At 71.5% G+C, this 14,265-nt stretch carries 18 protein-coding genes; 9 read left to right on the plus strand and 9 right to left on the minus strand.

Annotated elements, in window-relative coordinates; all coding sequences use genetic code 11:
• Positions 1–10: 10 nt before the first annotated feature.
• Positions 11–529: an O-acetyl-ADP-ribose deacetylase gene (locus ABZ857_RS19650; protein ID WP_357044766.1), complete on the minus strand. Its 519-nt coding sequence runs from the start codon at positions 527–529 to the stop codon at positions 11–13.
• 51 nt (positions 530–580) lie between these two features.
• On the opposite strand from ABZ857_RS19650, the gene ABZ857_RS19655 reads away from it, so the two are divergent.
• The 4 genes from ABZ857_RS19655 (at position 581) to ABZ857_RS19670 (ending at position 2,733) form a co-directional block, all read left to right on the plus strand.
• Positions 581–937, plus strand: coding sequence for a BlaI/MecI/CopY family transcriptional regulator (locus ABZ857_RS19655; protein WP_076438399.1), 357 nt, complete (start codon positions 581–583; stop codon positions 935–937).
• On the plus strand, positions 934–1,848 hold the full coding sequence (locus ABZ857_RS19660) for a M56 family metallopeptidase (RefSeq protein ID WP_193207540.1): 915 nt from the start codon (positions 934–936) through the stop codon (positions 1,846–1,848). The genes ABZ857_RS19655 and ABZ857_RS19660 overlap by 4 nt, the downstream gene beginning before the upstream one ends.
• Positions 1,849–1,932: 84 nt before the next feature.
• Positions 1,933–2,367 carry a helix-turn-helix transcriptional regulator gene (locus ABZ857_RS19665; RefSeq protein ID WP_079316191.1) on the plus strand — a complete coding sequence of 145 codons (435 nt, stop codon included), beginning with the start codon at positions 1,933–1,935 and terminating at the stop codon, positions 2,365–2,367.
• Positions 2,368–2,370: 3 nt separating this feature from the next.
• Positions 2,371–2,733 (plus strand): hypothetical protein, encoded by a 363-nt coding sequence (locus ABZ857_RS19670; RefSeq protein WP_357044769.1) that lies wholly within the window; start codon positions 2,371–2,373, stop codon positions 2,731–2,733.
• A 98-nt stretch (positions 2,734–2,831) separates the two neighbouring features.
• Here ABZ857_RS19670 and ABZ857_RS19675 read toward each other — a convergent pair whose 3' ends face one another.
• Both ABZ857_RS19675 and ABZ857_RS19680 read right to left on the minus strand, forming a co-directional pair.
• Positions 2,832–3,422: a hypothetical protein gene (locus tag ABZ857_RS19675; protein WP_357044771.1), complete on the minus strand. Its 591-nt coding sequence runs from the start codon at positions 3,420–3,422 to the stop codon at positions 2,832–2,834.
• A 2-nt stretch (positions 3,423–3,424) separates the two neighbouring features.
• Entirely contained in the window at positions 3,425–4,543 is a 1,119-nt protein-coding gene (locus ABZ857_RS19680) for a PASTA domain-containing protein (protein WP_357044773.1), read from the minus strand.
• A 511-nt stretch (positions 4,544–5,054) separates the two neighbouring features.
• Here ABZ857_RS19680 and ABZ857_RS19685 point away from each other — a divergent pair.
• Positions 5,055–5,393 (plus strand): DUF2516 family protein, encoded by a 339-nt coding sequence (locus tag ABZ857_RS19685; protein ID WP_357044775.1) that lies wholly within the window; start codon positions 5,055–5,057, stop codon positions 5,391–5,393.
• Between the two features lie 22 nt (positions 5,394–5,415).
• On the opposite strand, the gene ABZ857_RS19690 is transcribed toward ABZ857_RS19685, so the two are convergent.
• Together ABZ857_RS19690 and ABZ857_RS19695 are read right to left on the minus strand one after the other, a co-directional pair.
• Positions 5,416–6,387 (minus strand): magnesium transporter CorA family protein, encoded by a 972-nt coding sequence (locus tag ABZ857_RS19690; RefSeq protein WP_357044776.1) that lies wholly within the window; start codon positions 6,385–6,387, stop codon positions 5,416–5,418.
• 106 nt (positions 6,388–6,493) lie between these two features.
• Positions 6,494–6,910, minus strand: a complete 417-nt coding sequence (locus tag ABZ857_RS19695; protein WP_357044778.1) for a VOC family protein — start codon at positions 6,908–6,910, stop codon at positions 6,494–6,496.
• Between the two features lie 111 nt (positions 6,911–7,021).
• Between ABZ857_RS19695 and ABZ857_RS19700 the strand changes: the two genes are divergently transcribed.
• On the plus strand, positions 7,022–8,623 hold the full coding sequence (locus ABZ857_RS19700; protein WP_357044780.1) for a DUF2207 domain-containing protein: 1,602 nt from the start codon (positions 7,022–7,024) through the stop codon (positions 8,621–8,623).
• On the opposite strand, the gene ABZ857_RS19705 is transcribed toward ABZ857_RS19700, so the two are convergent.
• A complete protein-coding gene (locus tag ABZ857_RS19705; RefSeq protein WP_357044782.1) occupies positions 8,618–9,223 on the minus strand; it encodes a CGNR zinc finger domain-containing protein in 606 nt (201 codons plus the stop codon). The two genes, ABZ857_RS19700 and ABZ857_RS19705, sit on opposite strands and share 6 nt — an antisense overlap.
• An 85-nt stretch (positions 9,224–9,308) precedes the next feature.
• Here ABZ857_RS19705 and ABZ857_RS19710 point away from each other — a divergent pair, with 85 nt between their 5' ends.
• The gene (locus tag ABZ857_RS19710; protein ID WP_357044784.1) at positions 9,309–10,190 is read left to right on the plus strand and encodes an alpha/beta hydrolase; all 882 of its coding nucleotides are present in this window, start codon (positions 9,309–9,311) and stop codon (positions 10,188–10,190) included.
• A 25-nt stretch (positions 10,191–10,215) separates the two neighbouring features.
• On the opposite strand, the gene ABZ857_RS19715 is transcribed toward ABZ857_RS19710, so the two are convergent.
• Positions 10,216–11,157 carry an asparaginase gene (locus ABZ857_RS19715; protein WP_357044786.1) on the minus strand — a complete coding sequence of 314 codons (942 nt, stop codon included), beginning with the start codon at positions 11,155–11,157 and terminating at the stop codon, positions 10,216–10,218.
• A 45-nt stretch (positions 11,158–11,202) separates the two neighbouring features.
• On the opposite strand from ABZ857_RS19715, the gene dtd reads away from it, so the two are divergent.
• Both dtd and ABZ857_RS19725 read left to right on the plus strand, forming a co-directional pair.
• The gene (dtd, locus tag ABZ857_RS19720; RefSeq protein ID WP_357044788.1) at positions 11,203–11,628 is read left to right on the plus strand and encodes a D-aminoacyl-tRNA deacylase; all 426 of its coding nucleotides are present in this window, start codon (positions 11,203–11,205) and stop codon (positions 11,626–11,628) included.
• Between the two features lie 36 nt (positions 11,629–11,664).
• Positions 11,665–12,183 carry a VanZ family protein gene (locus ABZ857_RS19725; RefSeq protein WP_357044790.1) on the plus strand — a complete coding sequence of 173 codons (519 nt, stop codon included), beginning with the start codon at positions 11,665–11,667 and terminating at the stop codon, positions 12,181–12,183.
• Positions 12,184–12,418: 235 nt separating this feature from the next.
• Here the strand turns inward: ABZ857_RS19725 and ABZ857_RS19730 are convergent, their stop codons facing one another.
• Together ABZ857_RS19730 and ABZ857_RS19735 are read right to left on the minus strand one after the other, a co-directional pair.
• Positions 12,419–13,516: a folate-binding protein gene (locus tag ABZ857_RS19730; protein ID WP_357044792.1), complete on the minus strand. Its 1,098-nt coding sequence runs from the start codon at positions 13,514–13,516 to the stop codon at positions 12,419–12,421.
• Between the two features lie 139 nt (positions 13,517–13,655).
• On the minus strand, positions 13,656–14,078 hold the full coding sequence (locus ABZ857_RS19735) for a Fur family transcriptional regulator (RefSeq protein WP_357044794.1): 423 nt from the start codon (positions 14,076–14,078) through the stop codon (positions 13,656–13,658).
• Positions 14,079–14,265 lie beyond the last annotated feature (187 nt).

The following is a 14,265-nucleotide window of genomic DNA, read 5'->3' on the forward strand; positions in this document are numbered from 1 at the left end:
GGCCTAATGCTTATCCGATGTCCCGTAGGGCCGATTCGAACACCGCATAGGCTGCGGTACTGAACAGTACGAAGCGCACCTCTTCCACGACGGCCGGGGCGGCCTGCCGTACCGCGGTGATCGCGATGCGGGCGGCGTCCTCGACCGGCCACCGGTAGATCCCCGTGGAGATCGCGGGGAACGCCACCGTGCCGGCGCCGAGCGCGTCGGCGACGACGAGCGACTCCCGATAGCAGGAGGCGAGCAGATGGGATCGGTCCTCGCTCCGCGAGTACACGGGCCCGACCGTGTGGATCACCCATCGCGCGGGCAGACGCCCGGCGGTGGTCGCGACCGCCTGCCCGGTCGGCAGTCCCCTGCCGTACCGGGAGGCGCGCAGCGCCCGGCACTCCTCCAGGATCTCGGGGCCGCCGCGCCGGTGGATGGCGCCGTCCACCCCTCCGCCGCCCATCAGGGACGAGTTGGCCGCGTTGACGATCGCGTCCACCCGCTGCTCGGTGATGTCTCCTTCGACCAGAACGATTTTCATGCGTCCCACCTCTCTACGGGACGTAGTACTACCCCGGGTAGGCTGAATGACGTGAAGGGACTGGGAGAGCTCGAACGCAGCATCATGGACATCCTCTGGGCGGAGAACACCCCGCTGACCGCCCGCGAGGTGGGACGCCTCATCGAGGACCGCGATCTCGCGCCGACGACCGTGATGACCGTGCTCGACCGGCTGGCCCGCAAGGGCTTCCTCACCCGCACCCGCGACGGCCGCGCCTGGCGCTACCAGCCCGCCGCGAGCCGTGACGCGTACGTCGCCGAGCTGATGCTCGAAGCCCTGGACATGACCGGCGACCGCGACGCGGCGCTGACCCGCTTCGCCCGCGCCGTCTCCGGCTCGGAGGCCGAGATCCTGCTGAAAGCCCTCACGGAGCTGGAGGAAGAGTGATCGCGGCGGCGGTCTTAGCGGCGCTCGCGACGATCTGCGCGGTGGCCGCGTGGCGGCTGACGTTCGCGCGCTGGACCTGGCGCGCCCCGCGGACGGCGATCCTGCTGTGGCAGTCGCTCGGGCTGACCTGGGGGCTCGCCTCCACCGGCGCCCTGCTCGCCTTCGCGCTCGACCCCTACCGCAAGGGCGTCGTCCACGGGCTCGCGGAGTTCCTGCTGAGCGTGGAGTTCGGCGTGCGCCAGCCGTACGACTACCTCCGGCTGGCCGCGCTGGTCGCCGGCCTGTCGCTGCTCGCGGTGCTGGTGGCCCTGCCCCTCGCGGCCGGGGCGCAGACGCTGCGTGCCCGCCGCCGGCACCGGCTCCTGCTCGCGCTGGTCGCCAGGGACGAGCCGGCCGTGCCCGGCGTGCGGGTGGTCGACTTCCCCGGGGCCGCCGCCTACTGCCTGCCCGGGCTCAAGTCGCAGGTCGTCATCAGCGACGGGACGCTGCACCTGCTGTCGTCCGCGGAGCTCGAGGCCGTGCTCGCGCACGAGGCCGCCCACGTGCGCGAGCGCCACGACCTGGTGCTTTTGCCGTTCGCCGCGCTCCGCCGCGCCCTGCCGTGGTCGAAGCTGGTCCGCGACGCGCAGGCGTCGGTCGAGCTGCTGGTCGAGATGGCCGCCGACGACCGCGCCCGGCAGCGGTGCTGCCCGCGCAGGCTGGCCACCGCTCTGCTGCGCTTCGGCACGTCGGCCGCGCTGCCCACGCCTCAGGGCGCGCTCGGCGTGTCCGCGCCGTCCAGCGTGATGGCCCGGGTCGACCGGCTCGTACGGCCCGAGGTCGCGCTTCCGGCCGCCCACCGCTTCCTGATCCTGGCCGGATCGGTGGTGCTCGCCACCAGCGCCCCGCTGCTATGGCTGCTTCCTGGCTGAACCGTTTCCTTGCCGAACCATGGGTGCTAGCTGGAATTATCCGTCGAGTTTGCAATTGCAAGCAGGGCGAGGCAGACTGGGGGTATGGAACTGCCCAAGGTCGCCTCGCTCGGTGAGTACATCCGCCAGCAGCGGCAGCAGGCGAAGATCTCGCTTCGTCAGCTCGCCGCGCAGGCCGGTGTGTCCAACCCTTACCTGAGCCAGGTGGAACGGGGCCTGCGCAAGCCGAGCGCGGAGATCCTGAACCAGATCGCGAAGGGTCTGCACATCTCCGCCCAGGCGCTCTACGTCCAGGCCGGTCTCATCGAGGACCGCGAGCCGCACAGTGACGTGCTGGCCGCTATCCGGGCCGACGTCACACTCACCGGTCGGCAACGCCAGGTGCTGATCGACATCTACGAGTCGTTCCGCAAGGAGAACCGGGCCGACACCGCCCAGCCGCCGCAATCGGCTGAGCATCTCGGGGACGGCCCGGTTCTCCCGCGCGACGGCATTACACCGGATTCGAAGGAAGGATAGCTCATGACCATCGCGACCCAGGCCAAGAAGATCACGGAGTCCAAGCCGTTCTACGCGCTCACCGGCGCCGGCGACTACGCCGTGGAGAAGGCCCGCGCCTACGCCTCGACCATGCAGGACAAGGCGGAGGTCGTCGCGCGCGAGCTGCCGGAGAAGGCGAAGGGATACGCCGACGCCGCCGCCGCCCGCTTCAACCGGCTGTACGACGACCTGGCCACCCGTGGCCGCAAGGTCGTCAGCCGGGTGAGCGGCGAGGCCGCGCTGGAGCTGACGGAGGTCTCGGAGACCGCCGAGCCGGCGATCGCCGCCGAGACCACCGCCAAGCGGACCGGCCGCGCCCGCGCCACCACCGCGTCCCGGGGCTGATCTCCAGCCCGCGCGAGGACACCGCGGCGGCCCGCCTTCCCTTCAGGGGAGGCGGGCCGCCGCGTTTCCAGCCGGCCCAGGGTGGGGAGCGAGCATCCTCACGCGCCTGGCACGAGGGGGATGCCGCCGCCGAGTCTGACCCGGAGGGGGATCGGGCGGCCGAACTTCATCTTCTTGATGGGGAAATCCCGCACGGTCCAGGTGATGCTTGCCGTGAGGTCGCCCGCCTGCAGGTATTTCAGGCGGCCATCGACGACACGGGCTTCGAGGGACGCGACCACGAACTCCAGCTTGATGCCGAAGTCGACCCGGAAGACCTGCTTCCCCTCCACGAGGACCGCCACCCACGGCGAGTGCTCGGAGGTGATCGTGTGCTCGTACAGACTGACCGGTTCCCACCCGGCCCCGGGCTTCATCGTCCTGTGGCCCGCGTCGACCAGCGCGCGGTACTTGGTCCAGCCGCTGAGCAGGACCACTCCGAGATCCAGCTCGCTCAGCAGGCTGCCCCCGGCGTCGGCGACTCCCCTGATGACATGTCTCATGAATCCGGCGTCGCCCGGGCGGAAACGGTCACCGACTTCCTCAAGCATGCGCCGGTCCTTGAGCACCCTGCCCAGTTCCTCCACGGCGTGGTCTGGGTCGGCGAATATCAACAGGTCGGCCGTGCTCGGCTCGGTTTCAATGGACATCGTCACCGCGGAGCCTCCCTGAGTTCCTGGTGGCCGGGGTCGGGATGGGACTCGACCCAGAAGTCCGGCCAGGCCGCCTGGGCTGCCCGTGCCGTCGGGCGGATCAGCACCCGCGGCGCGGGGTCGGAATGGGGGACGCAGAGGACCGACAGAGATCCCGGGTGATGCTCGGGAGACGGGTCGGCCGCGGGGCGCCGCCCGGGAGACGGGTCGGGCGCGGGGCGCCGCCCGGGAGACGGGTCGGGCGCGGGGCGCCGCCCCCTCGCCCACCACACGATGAGCGCGATCAGCAGGGCGACGACGACCGCTCCCGCCGCCGTCAGGTCCGGCTCTTCGTCGCCGGACGCCGCGGCGTCGCCCTTCGCCTCTCGCGCGAGCCGTACGGTCACCGTCGTCTTCGTGGCGACCCTGCTTCCCCCGGCGGGGGTTTGACCGACGACCGTTCCCGAATGTGGGGAGTCCGGATCCAGCCGCAGGCGCAGGCCGGCGGCCGCGAGCCTCTTACGCGCGTGCGCGAGGTCCAGACCCTCAACCGTCGGCACAGTCACCGTGGCCGGTGGTTTCGACGGGACGACCGAAGGTGACGAGACGACCCGAGCCGACGGGCTCGCCGGTGCCACCACCTCGACGTCCGCGCGGGTGTCGTAGGCGATGAGCTCACCCACGCCCGGGTTCTGTGTCACGACCTTCCACTCGGATCCCGCCCCCTCCGGCCGGAAGCGGATCCCCACCCTGCGCGAGGCGAGCGTGTCGGTGGCCTCGCGCAGGGTGGAGCCACGCAGGTCGGGCATCAGGGTGCCCAGCTCCAGCGTGACCACGCCCCAGCCGCAACTGTTCACCCGGGCGTCGATGACGTAGGACTCCCACGACTGGGGGATGTCGCTGGGCATCAGATAGATCTGCGTGTCCTGGCGCTGCAGGTTGATCCGTTTCAGCGCCTCCGGGAGCGGTAGCCCGGCCACCGCCGGCGCCGCGCAGTCGCCATCGGTGCCTCCGCCGCTACCGTCACCGGTGCCTCCGCCGCTACCGTCACGGGTGACTCCGCCGGTAGTGGTATCGGGCGACGGGTTGATGGGGTTGATGGGCTCCATGGGAGTGGTGGAACCGAGGAACGCGGCCATCGACACAATGAGAATCGCGAAGGTACGAATCATCGCCCACCCCTAGATCCGAATTAATGTTAACCGGGCATCCTCGGAATCTGAATGGGAATTCCGCGAATGCACATCGCGTCCCGATAAAGATCGGTTCACTCGTCCCGGCCGGAGTGATGGATCTCCGACCTTGGCGTTCGCCGTCGCCCGGAACGCTGGGCCTGGCGCCACCTCCGGCCGCCTGCGCGTTCGCCTTCTCTCTGGATTCGTTCTCCGCCCCTTCGCGAAATCGCAGCCCCAGTTGGGCCTGCCGGGGAAATGTTCGGAAGATGACCGCGAGCCGGTGCCGCGTGCCACCGCGAGGCGGGGCTGAGCGGGCCGCCGCCGTTCACGGGCCGGCCTCGTGGATCGACGGCGCCCCCGGCATGGCGCGGCGCCTGGGGAAGTTCGCGGAGATCGAGCTTCGGCGCCCGCGCCACGTGTCGGCGCCGCCCACTAGTCTGGGGGCGTCAGCGACTGTGACCGTGTGGGAGAGTCCATGTTCGGGCTGTACAACATCCTCGACATCGTCTTCTGGCTGCTTTCCGTCGGGGCCTTCGTGTTGTCCGGCTGGGCGCTGGTGCATGCCCTGCGCATCCCCGCACGCGCCTTCCCCGCGGCCGGCAAGCAGACCAAGCGGCTCTGGCTGATCATCCTCGGCCTCGCGACGCTGTTCACCTTCGCCGCCGCGATCAACTACCTGGGCATGGGCATGGGGCTGCCGAACATCTTCACGATCGCCGCCGTCATCGCGGCGGGCATCTACCTCGCCGACGTGAAGCCCGCGGTCAACGACTACCGGGGCGGCGGCAACCAGGGGCCGTACGGGCCGTGGTGAAAGGCCGCTTGAGGGAGCCGGGTCAGAGCCAGTCGCGGGCCCGGAACACTCGGTAGAGCGCCGCCGAGGCGACGACGATCAGCACCGTGGACATCCAGAAGCCCGCCGCGTGCCCGAAGCCGGGGAACGGGATGTTCTGGCCGTAGAAGCCGGTGATCAGGGTGGGCACCGCGATGATCGCGGCCCAGCTCGTCACCCGCTTCATGATGAGGTTCATCCGGTTGCCCTGAATGGTCAGGTGCGTCTCGCGGATGTTGCTGACCAGGTCACGCAGCGACTCCGTCCACTCCGTGGCCCGCAGCACCTGGTCGTACACGTCCTGGAAGTACGGCGTCATCTCGCCGTCGCCGCTCAGGCCGTTGCGGCGCAGGAGCGTGTTCACGGCCTCCCGCATGGGCATCACGATCCGCCGCAGCGTGACCAGGCTCTTGCGCAACTCGAACGTGCGCCGCTGGTCCTCCGGGCCGACCGGCCGGTCGCCGAACACCGTCCCCTCCAGGTCCTCGACCTGCTCGTCCATGGCCTCCACGGTCTCGAAGTGGCTGTCCACCACGTAGTCGAGCAGGCCATGCAGCAGGAAAGCGACACCGTGCCGGGCCAGGGCCGCCTCCTCGTCCCAGCGCCGGACCACCTCCTCGATCGAGAAGTCGTCCGACTGGCGTACGGTGACCAGCGCGTTCTTGGTGATGAAGGCGGCGGCGGGGGCGATCCGCACCCGGCCGGACTCGGTGTCGAAAGCCGCCGCGTAGACGCTGAGGAACATGTGGCTGTCGTAGACGTCGAGCTTGGGCCGCTGCCGGTGCTGCAGCGCGTCCTCCACGGCCAGGGCGTGCAGTCCCAGCTCCTCGCTGATGGCGTGCAGGTCCTCCTCGGTGGGGGCGCACATGTCGAACCACACCACCGCCGACGCGTCCTTGACGTGCTCGGAGACGTCGTCGACCGGAAAGCCCTCCGCCTCCAGGGTTCCGTTCCGGTACAACCGGGTGTGTCCCATGGACGGTCACCCTACCCATCCGGCGAACCCCGCCGAAGGGGGCGCCCTCCCGGGTAGGAGGACGCCCCCGTCCCGCGGAGCACCCGCGACCGGCAGTGCCGCCGCGTCAGCCCTTGTTGAGCTGCTGGAAGCGGATCATGTTGCCCGCCGGGTCGCGGAAGGCGCAGTCGCGGACGCCGTACGGCTGGTCGACCGGCTCCTGCAGGACCTCGGCGCCGGACTCGCGGATCTTCTGGAAGGTGGCGTCGCAGTCCGGGGTGGCGAAGACGACGGCACGCAGCCTGCCCTTCGCGAGCAGGTCGCTCAGCGCCGCGCGGTCCTCCGGCGAGGCGGTCGGGTCGGCGTTGACGGTCTCGAGGACGATGTTGACGTCCGGCTGCGACGCCGGGCCCATGGTCAGCCAGCGGGCGCCCTCGTATCCGACGTCGTTGCGCAGTTCGAGGCCGAGCACGTCCCGGTAGAAGGCGAGCGCCGCGTCGCCGTCGTCGACCGTGATGTAGCAGTAGTGAAGAGTGAGTTCCATGCCGACGACGCTACGGCCTGCGGTGTTACCCACGCTTCTTCATTCCTGACCGGTCCGGCGGCCCCCCTCCGATCACCGCTTGAAACAACGGGACCGATAGGGTTGCGGCTCATGGTGGATCTCGCGCGCCGGCTCGGACTGGCGGCACTGCTCGCCGTCCTCGCCGCCTCCCCCGCGCACGCCGTCACTTCCTCCGGGCCCTTGGCCAAGGACGAGGTGACGATGGAGCTCCGCGAGAACGGCGTGCTCCACGTGAAGGAGACGGTCGCCCCCGCCGGCGAGACGGTGCGGCGCACGCCGCTCACCCGGACCCGCTACGACGACGGCCACGACCGCGTCTACCGCATCTCCAACGTCAAGGGCGGCTCGTACGACGGGAAGACCCTGACGTTCAAGGGCACGGTGGAGTACGACGTGACCGGCGCCGTGACACCCATGGCATCGGGCGAGGAACTGCGCTGGTTCGCGGTGTCCGGCCCGGTGCAGGACGCGGTCGTCACCGTGACCGGCCCGGGCCGGGTGCAGAACCTGTCCTGCTTCGCGGGCGAGCTGAGCGCGGCCATCGCCTGCACCAGCGCCTCCGTAGAGGAGACCGGCGCCACCTCCACCTTCGAACAGCAGGGCCTCGGGGAGGGCCAGACGCTCACGGTCGTCGTCGGCTACCCGAAGGGCGCGACGGGGGCCCGGCCGATCCTGGAGCGCAGGTTCGAGCTGTCCACCGCGTTCACGCTGAACGCGGTGACCGGCGGCTCGCTCGCGGCGCTGCTGGTGCTGCTGCTGGGCGGCGTGGGGCTGCTGTACTGGACGCGGGGCCGTGACGCCCGCGTGGTCGGCAGCGAGTCCGCCCCCGTCAGCGGTCACCGCGACGGGCGCTTCAGCCCGCCGGACGGCGTGCGCCCCGGGCAGATCGGCACGCTGTTCGACGAGCAGGCCGACGTGGTCGACGTGACCGCGACGATCGTGGACCTCGCCGTGCGCAACTACCTGCGGATCGACGAGCAGCCGCGGCAGACCTACGACACCCCTGACTGGTGCCTGGTGAAGCTGCCCGGCGCCCCGGTCGGCGACCTGCTGCCGTACGAGCGTGCCCTCTACGACGCGATCTTCGAGGGCCGCGACAGGGTGCTGCTGTCGGAGCTGCACGGGTCGTTCGCCGCCCGCCTGGCCACGGTGCGCGACGCGTTGTATCAGGACGTCGTGGCGCAGGGCTGGTTCGCCCGGCGGCCCGACTCCACCCGGTCGCGCTGGACGACCCTCGGCCTGGCCGTCGTCGCGCTCGGCGTGGTCGCCACCGTCCTGCTCGCCTGGTTCACGACGTACGGCCTGCTGGGCCTCGCCCTGATCATCGCGGGGGCCGCGCTGGCCTTCGGCGGCCAGTACATGCCGGCCAAGACCGCCAAGGGCGCCGCGGCCCTGGCGCACACGCTCGGGTTCCGGGACTACCTCGCCGGGGCGAGCGTCGACGACGTCCCCACCGGACAGCGCGTGGAGCTGTTCTCCCGCTACCTCCCGTACGCGGTGATCTTCGACAGCGTGGACCGGTGGGCGCGGGTGGTCACCGCGTTCAACGGCAACGGGCGGCAGACCGACCACCTGTACTGGTACCAGGGCCCGGCCGAATGGGACCTGTCCAGGTTCGCCGACTCGATGCGGACGTTCGTCATGACCACCTCCGGGGCGATCTCGACCTCCCGCCAGTTCCGCTCCCTATGAATCCGGGTCGGGGGCGCGGTGACGCCGGTAGTGCCGGGCGACGCGGGCCCGGTTGCCGCACCGCGCCGCCGAGCACCAGCGCCGGCGCGGATGCGCGGGCAGGAACAGCATCACGCAGTCGTCGGCCGCGCACTCCCGCACGGTCGTGACCGCCGGGTCGGTCAGCAGGTCGGCGACCGCCTCGGCGAGCACCGCCGCCAGCCGGTCGCCCGGCGGGCCGTCCCTGTGCGGCGCCGCGGTCACGGCCACGCCGTCCCAGACCAGCGCGCGGATGGCGGGCGCGGCGCGCTGCGCCCTGTTGAGGCCGCGCAGCGCGTCATCGGGCGGCCGCAGGCCCCGGCGCGCCTGATCGATCGCGGCCGCCGCGTGCTGACGCACCTCGTGCACCGCGCTCACCGCCGCGGCGAGGTCGTGGTCCGTCAGCGACGCCTCCCCGCCCTCCGGTAGCGCACCGGCGAGCCGGCCTGCCTGCAGGCCCAGCCACGCCCGCAGCCCCTCGACGCCGGCGATCAGGTCGACCGGGCCGTCCGGTGTGTGCGGCCGGGTGTTGACCAGGTCGAGAGCGAGCGCCTCCCCCGTCAGCGGCGCGAGATCCATCATGGACCTAATGCTATCTCCATCCATTGACGCATTAGGCGGCACCACGTTAGAACTAATGCGTCGACAGCACGAGGAGGCATTAGATATGACGCCGTTCACCGTTCCGCGCACACTCCACCGGCACATCGACGTCGGAGACGTGCGGGTCTTCTACCGCGAGTCGGTGCCGGAGGAGGGCGGCGACGACGCCCCCGTGATGCTGCTGCTCCACGGGTTCCCGTCCGCGTCGCACCAGTTCCGCCGGCTGATCGACGTGCTGGGAGCCCGATATCGGCTGATCGCGCCCGACTACCCCGGCTTCGGGCACACCGAGGCGCCCGCGGGCTTCACCTACGGCTTCGACAACCTCGCCGACGTGATGGAGGGCTTCGTCGAACGGCTCGGGCTGACCCGGTTCGTCATGTACGTCTTCGACTTCGGCGCCCCGGTGGGCTTCCGGCTGGCGGCCCGGCACCCCGAGTGGATCGCCGGTCTCGTCGTGCAGAACGGCAACGCGTACGAGGAGGGCCTGTCGGACGGCGCCCGCGCCTTCATCGCGCTGCGGCCGGACGTCGAGGGCGACGAGGACAAGGTCCGGGCGCTGCTGACGCTGGAGATGACCCGCGGCCAGTACGAGGGCGGCACGGCCGATCCCCGGCTGGTGGCCCCGGACGGATGGACCCTCGACCAGCACTTCCTCGACCTGCCGGGGCGCAAGGAGGCCCAGGTGGCGCTGGCCTTCGACTACCACACCAATGTGGAGCGCTACCCGCTCTGGCAGGCCTGGCTGCGCGAGCACCGGCCGCCGACGCTGATCACGTGGGGCCGCGACGACATGTTCTTCCCCGAGCCCGGGGCCCACGCCTACCTGCGCGACCTGCCCGACGCCGAGCTGCACGTCCTCGACACCGGGCACTTCGCGCTGGAGGACCGGCTCCCCGAAATCGCACCGCTGATCGCCGCGTTCCTCGACCGCGTCTGGAAGTGACCGGCGGCCCGATCAGGCAGCCCGGTCAGGCGGGACGGACGCGGACCTCGCCGACCGGGACCCCGCCGCCGAACAGCGGGGCGGTGGCGAGCCCGGCCAGCTCCGGGGCGTCGATCCCGGCGGCGCGCAGGGCCGCGACGGTGACCGGCACGCGGGCCCTGCCGCCGCCGTCCACGATCTTCACGGCGCCGGCCCGGCCCTCGGCGTCGGCGAAGGCGTCGAACGCCTCCGCGCCCGACTTCACCAGCAGCCCGGGAACGGCCCGCATCAGCAGGTTCTCGGCCCGGGTGGTGCCGCTCGTCCACTCGGGGTGCGCGCGCATCGCGTCGGCGACGCGCCGCTCCGGCGAGCCGGCCGGGGCGAGCGTGAGGGTGCGGAAGGCGCGCGCCACCCCCGCCATCGAGACGAACAACAGCGGCGCGCCGCAGCCGTCCACGCCGGTCGCCGCGACCCGCTCACCGGTGATCTCCTCCACCGTCGCCCGGATGGCCCGCTGCAGCGGGTGGCCGGGATTGCGGTAGTCGTCGACCGGCCAGCCGTTGACCACGCAGGTCGCGAGCATCGCCGCGTGCTTGCCCGAGCAGTTCATCAAGATCCGGCGGGCGTCGCCGTGCTCCCGCAGCACCCGGCGGCGCGCCTCCTCGTCGAGGGGCAGGTCCTCCGGGCAGCGCAGGAAGGTCTCGTCCAGCCCCGCGCCCGCCAGGATCTTCCGTACGCCGTCGATGTGGAAGGGCTCGCCGCTGTGGCTCGCGGCGGCGAGCGCGAGCAGCTCGTTCTCGAGCGGCAGCCCCGCCCGCACCATCGCGAGCGCCTGCAGGGGCTTCATGGCCGAACGCGGCGACGTCAGGCTCGCCGTGTCGCCGCATACCATGACCGGGGCGCCGTCCGCCCCGATCACGTGCACGCGTGCCCGGTGCACCGACTCGACGAACCCCGACCGGACCACCTCGACGAGCATCTCCGACATGACGGGCAGTCTACGAAGCCCCCGGACGTGGCAGAATTCGGGGCCATGCGTGCGGTCGTACAGCGGGTCAGCTCCGCGTCCGTTGTGGTGGAGGGTCAGGTCGTCGGCGCCGTCGACGAACCCGGTCTGCTCGTGCTCGTGGGCGTCACCCACACCGACGGGCGCGCCGAGGCGGCCAGGCTCGCCGCCAAGCTGTGGGGGCTGCGCATCCTGCACGGCGAGAAGTCGTGCTCCGACATCGGCGCGCCGCTACTGGTGATCAGCCAGTTCACGCTGTACGGCGACGCGCGCAGGGGCCGCAGGCCCACCTGGCAGGCCGCCGCGCCCGGCCCGGTGGCCGAGCCCCTGGTGGAGGCCGTGGTGGCCGAGCTCCGGGCGCTCGGCGCGCGGGTGGAGACGGGCGTCTTCGGCGCCGACATGAAGGTCACCCTCACCAACGACGGCCCGATCACCCTCGTCCTGGACGTCTGACCGTCACGGTCTCCCCCGGCCTGCCATCATGATCGCATGCGGGAGGCGTGGAGCGCGTGGGGACATGTCGTCATCGCGACCGTCTGCGCCGTTCCCGTGGCCGCTCTCGCCGTCCTGCTCCTCACCCGCCGCCGCGCCCGCCGGGGACATCCCGCTCCCCTCCGTACGGCCGTCGCCGACGTGGTCATGGTGGCCGGGACCGCACCCTGGATCTGGATGATCCTCACGCCGGGGACGGAGGAGGGCGTGCACGTCGTCCCCCTGGTCGACCTGGCGGGCCAGATCACGCGGTCGTCTCCGGGAGCGGCGGTCGTGCAGATCGGCGGCAACCTCCTGGTCTTCGCCGCGCTCGGCGCGATGCTCCCGGTCCGCTCCGCGCGCTTCGCCTCGCCTGCGGCGGTGGCCGTCGTCGCGGCCACCGCCTCGCTCGGCGTCGAACTCCTCCAGTACGGCCTGCGGCTCGGGCGGGTGAGCTCCGTGGACGACGTGATCCTCAACGCGGCGGGCGCCGTGCTCGCGGCGCTCTGCACCCGGCGGTGGTGGGCCCGCCGTTAGACGGGTGCCGTGCTCGCGGCGCTCCGCACCCGGCGGTGGTGGGCCCGCCGTTAGACGGGCGCCTTGGACACCGGCCGGAAACCCTCTAGTGGGTGTCCACGAACCTTGGCCGGGTCGGTCACTGCGCCGGAAGGGATCCGGCCCTCTCGAAGCCCGCTTCGCGGGGCTTTCGCTGCGGTCCTCGCTCCCTTCCGCTCCGCTCCCTCCACGCCGGTGAACGTTGGTGGACAGCGCACTAGCGGATGCGGCGGCGGAGGGCGGGGTCGATCTTCACGTTGCGTCCGGCGTCCGGCGGCACCACGACCTCCTGGCTCGCCGCCACACCGCCGGCCAGCAGGCCGATGTCCACCGGCACCGTGCGCTTCACGACCGCGAGGGCGATCGGGCCCAGCTCGTGGTGGCGGGCCGACGAGCCCACGAAACCGATCTGCCCAGGCTCGGCGGAGCCTTCCACTGCGGCCTCCGGCTCGGCCTCGACCGGCGTGCCGACGCCGAGGGTCACCGGGGCGCCGTGCGGAGGCAGCTCGTCCACGCTTCCGTCGAGGTGCAGGAAGACCAGGCGGCGGGGCGGGTGACCGAGGTTGTGGACACGGGCGACCGTCTCCTGCCCCCGGTAGCATCCCTTGGTCAGGTGGACGGCCACGCCGATCCAGCCGACCTCGTGGGGGATCGTCTTGTGGTCGGTCTCGAACCCGAGCCGGGGCACGTGCGCGGCGATGCGCAGCGCCTCGTAGGCCCACAGACCGGCGGGACGCAGGCCCAGCTCGGCCGGGAGGCCGCCCAGCCGCTCGCGCGGCACGAGCAGGTCGCCGCCCATTGGAACGGCCCCTTCCACAGCCGCACCCGCCGCACCGGCCGGGTCGGCCCCTTCCGGGGCTGCGTCGGCGCTCGGGGCAGGAGGGGGCGGGGCGAGCGAGACCAGCGCGTAGTCCGAGGTGACGTCGGCGACCTCGACACGCAGCATGAACCGCATCTTCTCCAGGAAGGAGACCAGCTCGGCCGAGGTGCCCGGCTCCACGTGGGCCCACACGGCCTCGCCGTCGTCCACGAGCGTGAGGTGGTGCTCGACGCGGCCCTGCAGGTCGAGCAGCAGCGCCTGGGTGGGCGTGCCCGGCTGGAGCGTGTCGAGCTTCTGTGAGCTGAGGCTGTTGAGCCAGCTCAGCCGGTCGGGCCCGGTGATCCGCACGACCTCGTGATTGCTCCGGTCGACCAGCGCCCGCCCGCCGGCCAGCGCGCGCTGCTCGGCGTAGGGATCGCCGTAGTGGGCCGCGACCGTCTCGTCCGGCGCCTGCGCGGCCACCGCGCCGGGTGTGTCAAGCAAAGGGCTCCGCATGCGTTCAACATAATCCAGCGAGCGATCCCGGCTGTTCACGTTCACGCCTGGAAGAAACCGCTTCACGTTTCGCGGTTGTAGCGTTACTTTCCGTTATGCGATGACGGGATGCGACGCACCCGGCGCGCCCGGGAACAGCTCATGATCTTTCATGTCGGCATTTGCGGCAATTGCCGAAGACGGTGAGATGGCGGACGTCGGTCGCGAAGCCCAGCTCCGCGTCGAGCGTGGAGACGAGGCCGTCCACCATCTCCGGGGCCACCTCCGTCACCTCGCCGCAGCCCCGGCAGACCAGGTGGACATGGTCGGCCTCGGAGGCGAGGTGATAGGTGGGAGCGCCGTGACCGAGATGGGTGTGCGTCACCAGCCCGAGCTCCTCCAAGAGCTCAAGGGTCCGGTAGACCGTCGAGATGTTGACCCCCCTGGCCGTCTGCTGCACGCGGGAGCAGATGTCCTCCGGCGTGGCGTGTCCCAGCTCGGTGACCGCTTCCAGCACGAGCTGGCGCTGGGGGGTGATCCGGTAGCCGCGGGCCCGCAGCTCCTCGTGCCAAGTCTCGGCCATGCCCAGAGTTTAGGCCGTGCCCGGCGGAACATGCCCTCCTACGCGCGGCCCGGGCTCGCGACGGGCAGCCTTCGCCGGGACACTCCCCCGGCCGCCTCCGGCGGCATCTCCCCGGCTGTCACAGGAGGGGCGCGAACTTCGCCGGATTAATCGTTTGCCCGCGCCTGGGCGGCTCGCATAGCGTGAA

This window comes from Microbispora sp. NPDC046933 (assembly GCF_040644635.1).
In the GTDB taxonomy this organism is placed as follows: Bacteria; Actinomycetota; Actinomycetes; order Streptosporangiales; family Streptosporangiaceae; genus Microbispora.

Excerpts from the sequence above, each read along its gene's own strand:
- ABZ857_RS19650 (WP_357044766.1), bottom strand. The coding sequence starts at position 529 with ATGAAAATCGTTCTGGTCGAAGGAGACATCACCGAGCAGCGGGTGGAC.
- ABZ857_RS19665 (WP_079316191.1), top strand. The coding sequence starts at position 1,933 with ATGGAACTGCCCAAGGTCGCCTCGCTCGGTGAGTACATCCGCCAGCAG.
- ABZ857_RS19670 (WP_357044769.1), top strand. The coding sequence starts at position 2,371 with ATGACCATCGCGACCCAGGCCAAGAAGATCACGGAGTCCAAGCCGTTC.
- ABZ857_RS19675 (WP_357044771.1), bottom strand. The coding sequence starts at position 3,422 with ATGTCCATTGAAACCGAGCCGAGCACGGCCGACCTGTTGATATTCGCC.
- ABZ857_RS19680 (WP_357044773.1), bottom strand. The coding sequence starts at position 4,543 with ATGGCCGCGTTCCTCGGTTCCACCACTCCCATGGAGCCCATCAACCCC.
- ABZ857_RS19685 (WP_357044775.1), top strand. The coding sequence starts at position 5,055 with ATGTTCGGGCTGTACAACATCCTCGACATCGTCTTCTGGCTGCTTTCC.
- ABZ857_RS19690 (WP_357044776.1), bottom strand. The coding sequence starts at position 6,387 with ATGGGACACACCCGGTTGTACCGGAACGGAACCCTGGAGGCGGAGGGC.
- ABZ857_RS19695 (WP_357044778.1), bottom strand. The coding sequence starts at position 6,910 with ATGGAACTCACTCTTCACTACTGCTACATCACGGTCGACGACGGCGAC.
- ABZ857_RS19700 (WP_357044780.1), top strand. The coding sequence starts at position 7,022 with ATGGTGGATCTCGCGCGCCGGCTCGGACTGGCGGCACTGCTCGCCGTC.
- ABZ857_RS19705 (WP_357044782.1), bottom strand. The coding sequence starts at position 9,223 with ATGATGGATCTCGCGCCGCTGACGGGGGAGGCGCTCGCTCTCGACCTG.
- ABZ857_RS19710 (WP_357044784.1), top strand. The coding sequence starts at position 9,309 with ATGACGCCGTTCACCGTTCCGCGCACACTCCACCGGCACATCGACGTC.
- ABZ857_RS19715 (WP_357044786.1), bottom strand. The coding sequence starts at position 11,157 with ATGTCGGAGATGCTCGTCGAGGTGGTCCGGTCGGGGTTCGTCGAGTCG.
- dtd (WP_357044788.1), top strand. The coding sequence starts at position 11,203 with ATGCGTGCGGTCGTACAGCGGGTCAGCTCCGCGTCCGTTGTGGTGGAG.
- ABZ857_RS19725 (WP_357044790.1), top strand. The coding sequence starts at position 11,665 with ATGCGGGAGGCGTGGAGCGCGTGGGGACATGTCGTCATCGCGACCGTC.
- ABZ857_RS19730 (WP_357044792.1), bottom strand. The coding sequence starts at position 13,516 with ATGCGGAGCCCTTTGCTTGACACACCCGGCGCGGTGGCCGCGCAGGCG.
- ABZ857_RS19735 (WP_357044794.1), bottom strand. The coding sequence starts at position 14,078 with ATGGCCGAGACTTGGCACGAGGAGCTGCGGGCCCGCGGCTACCGGATC.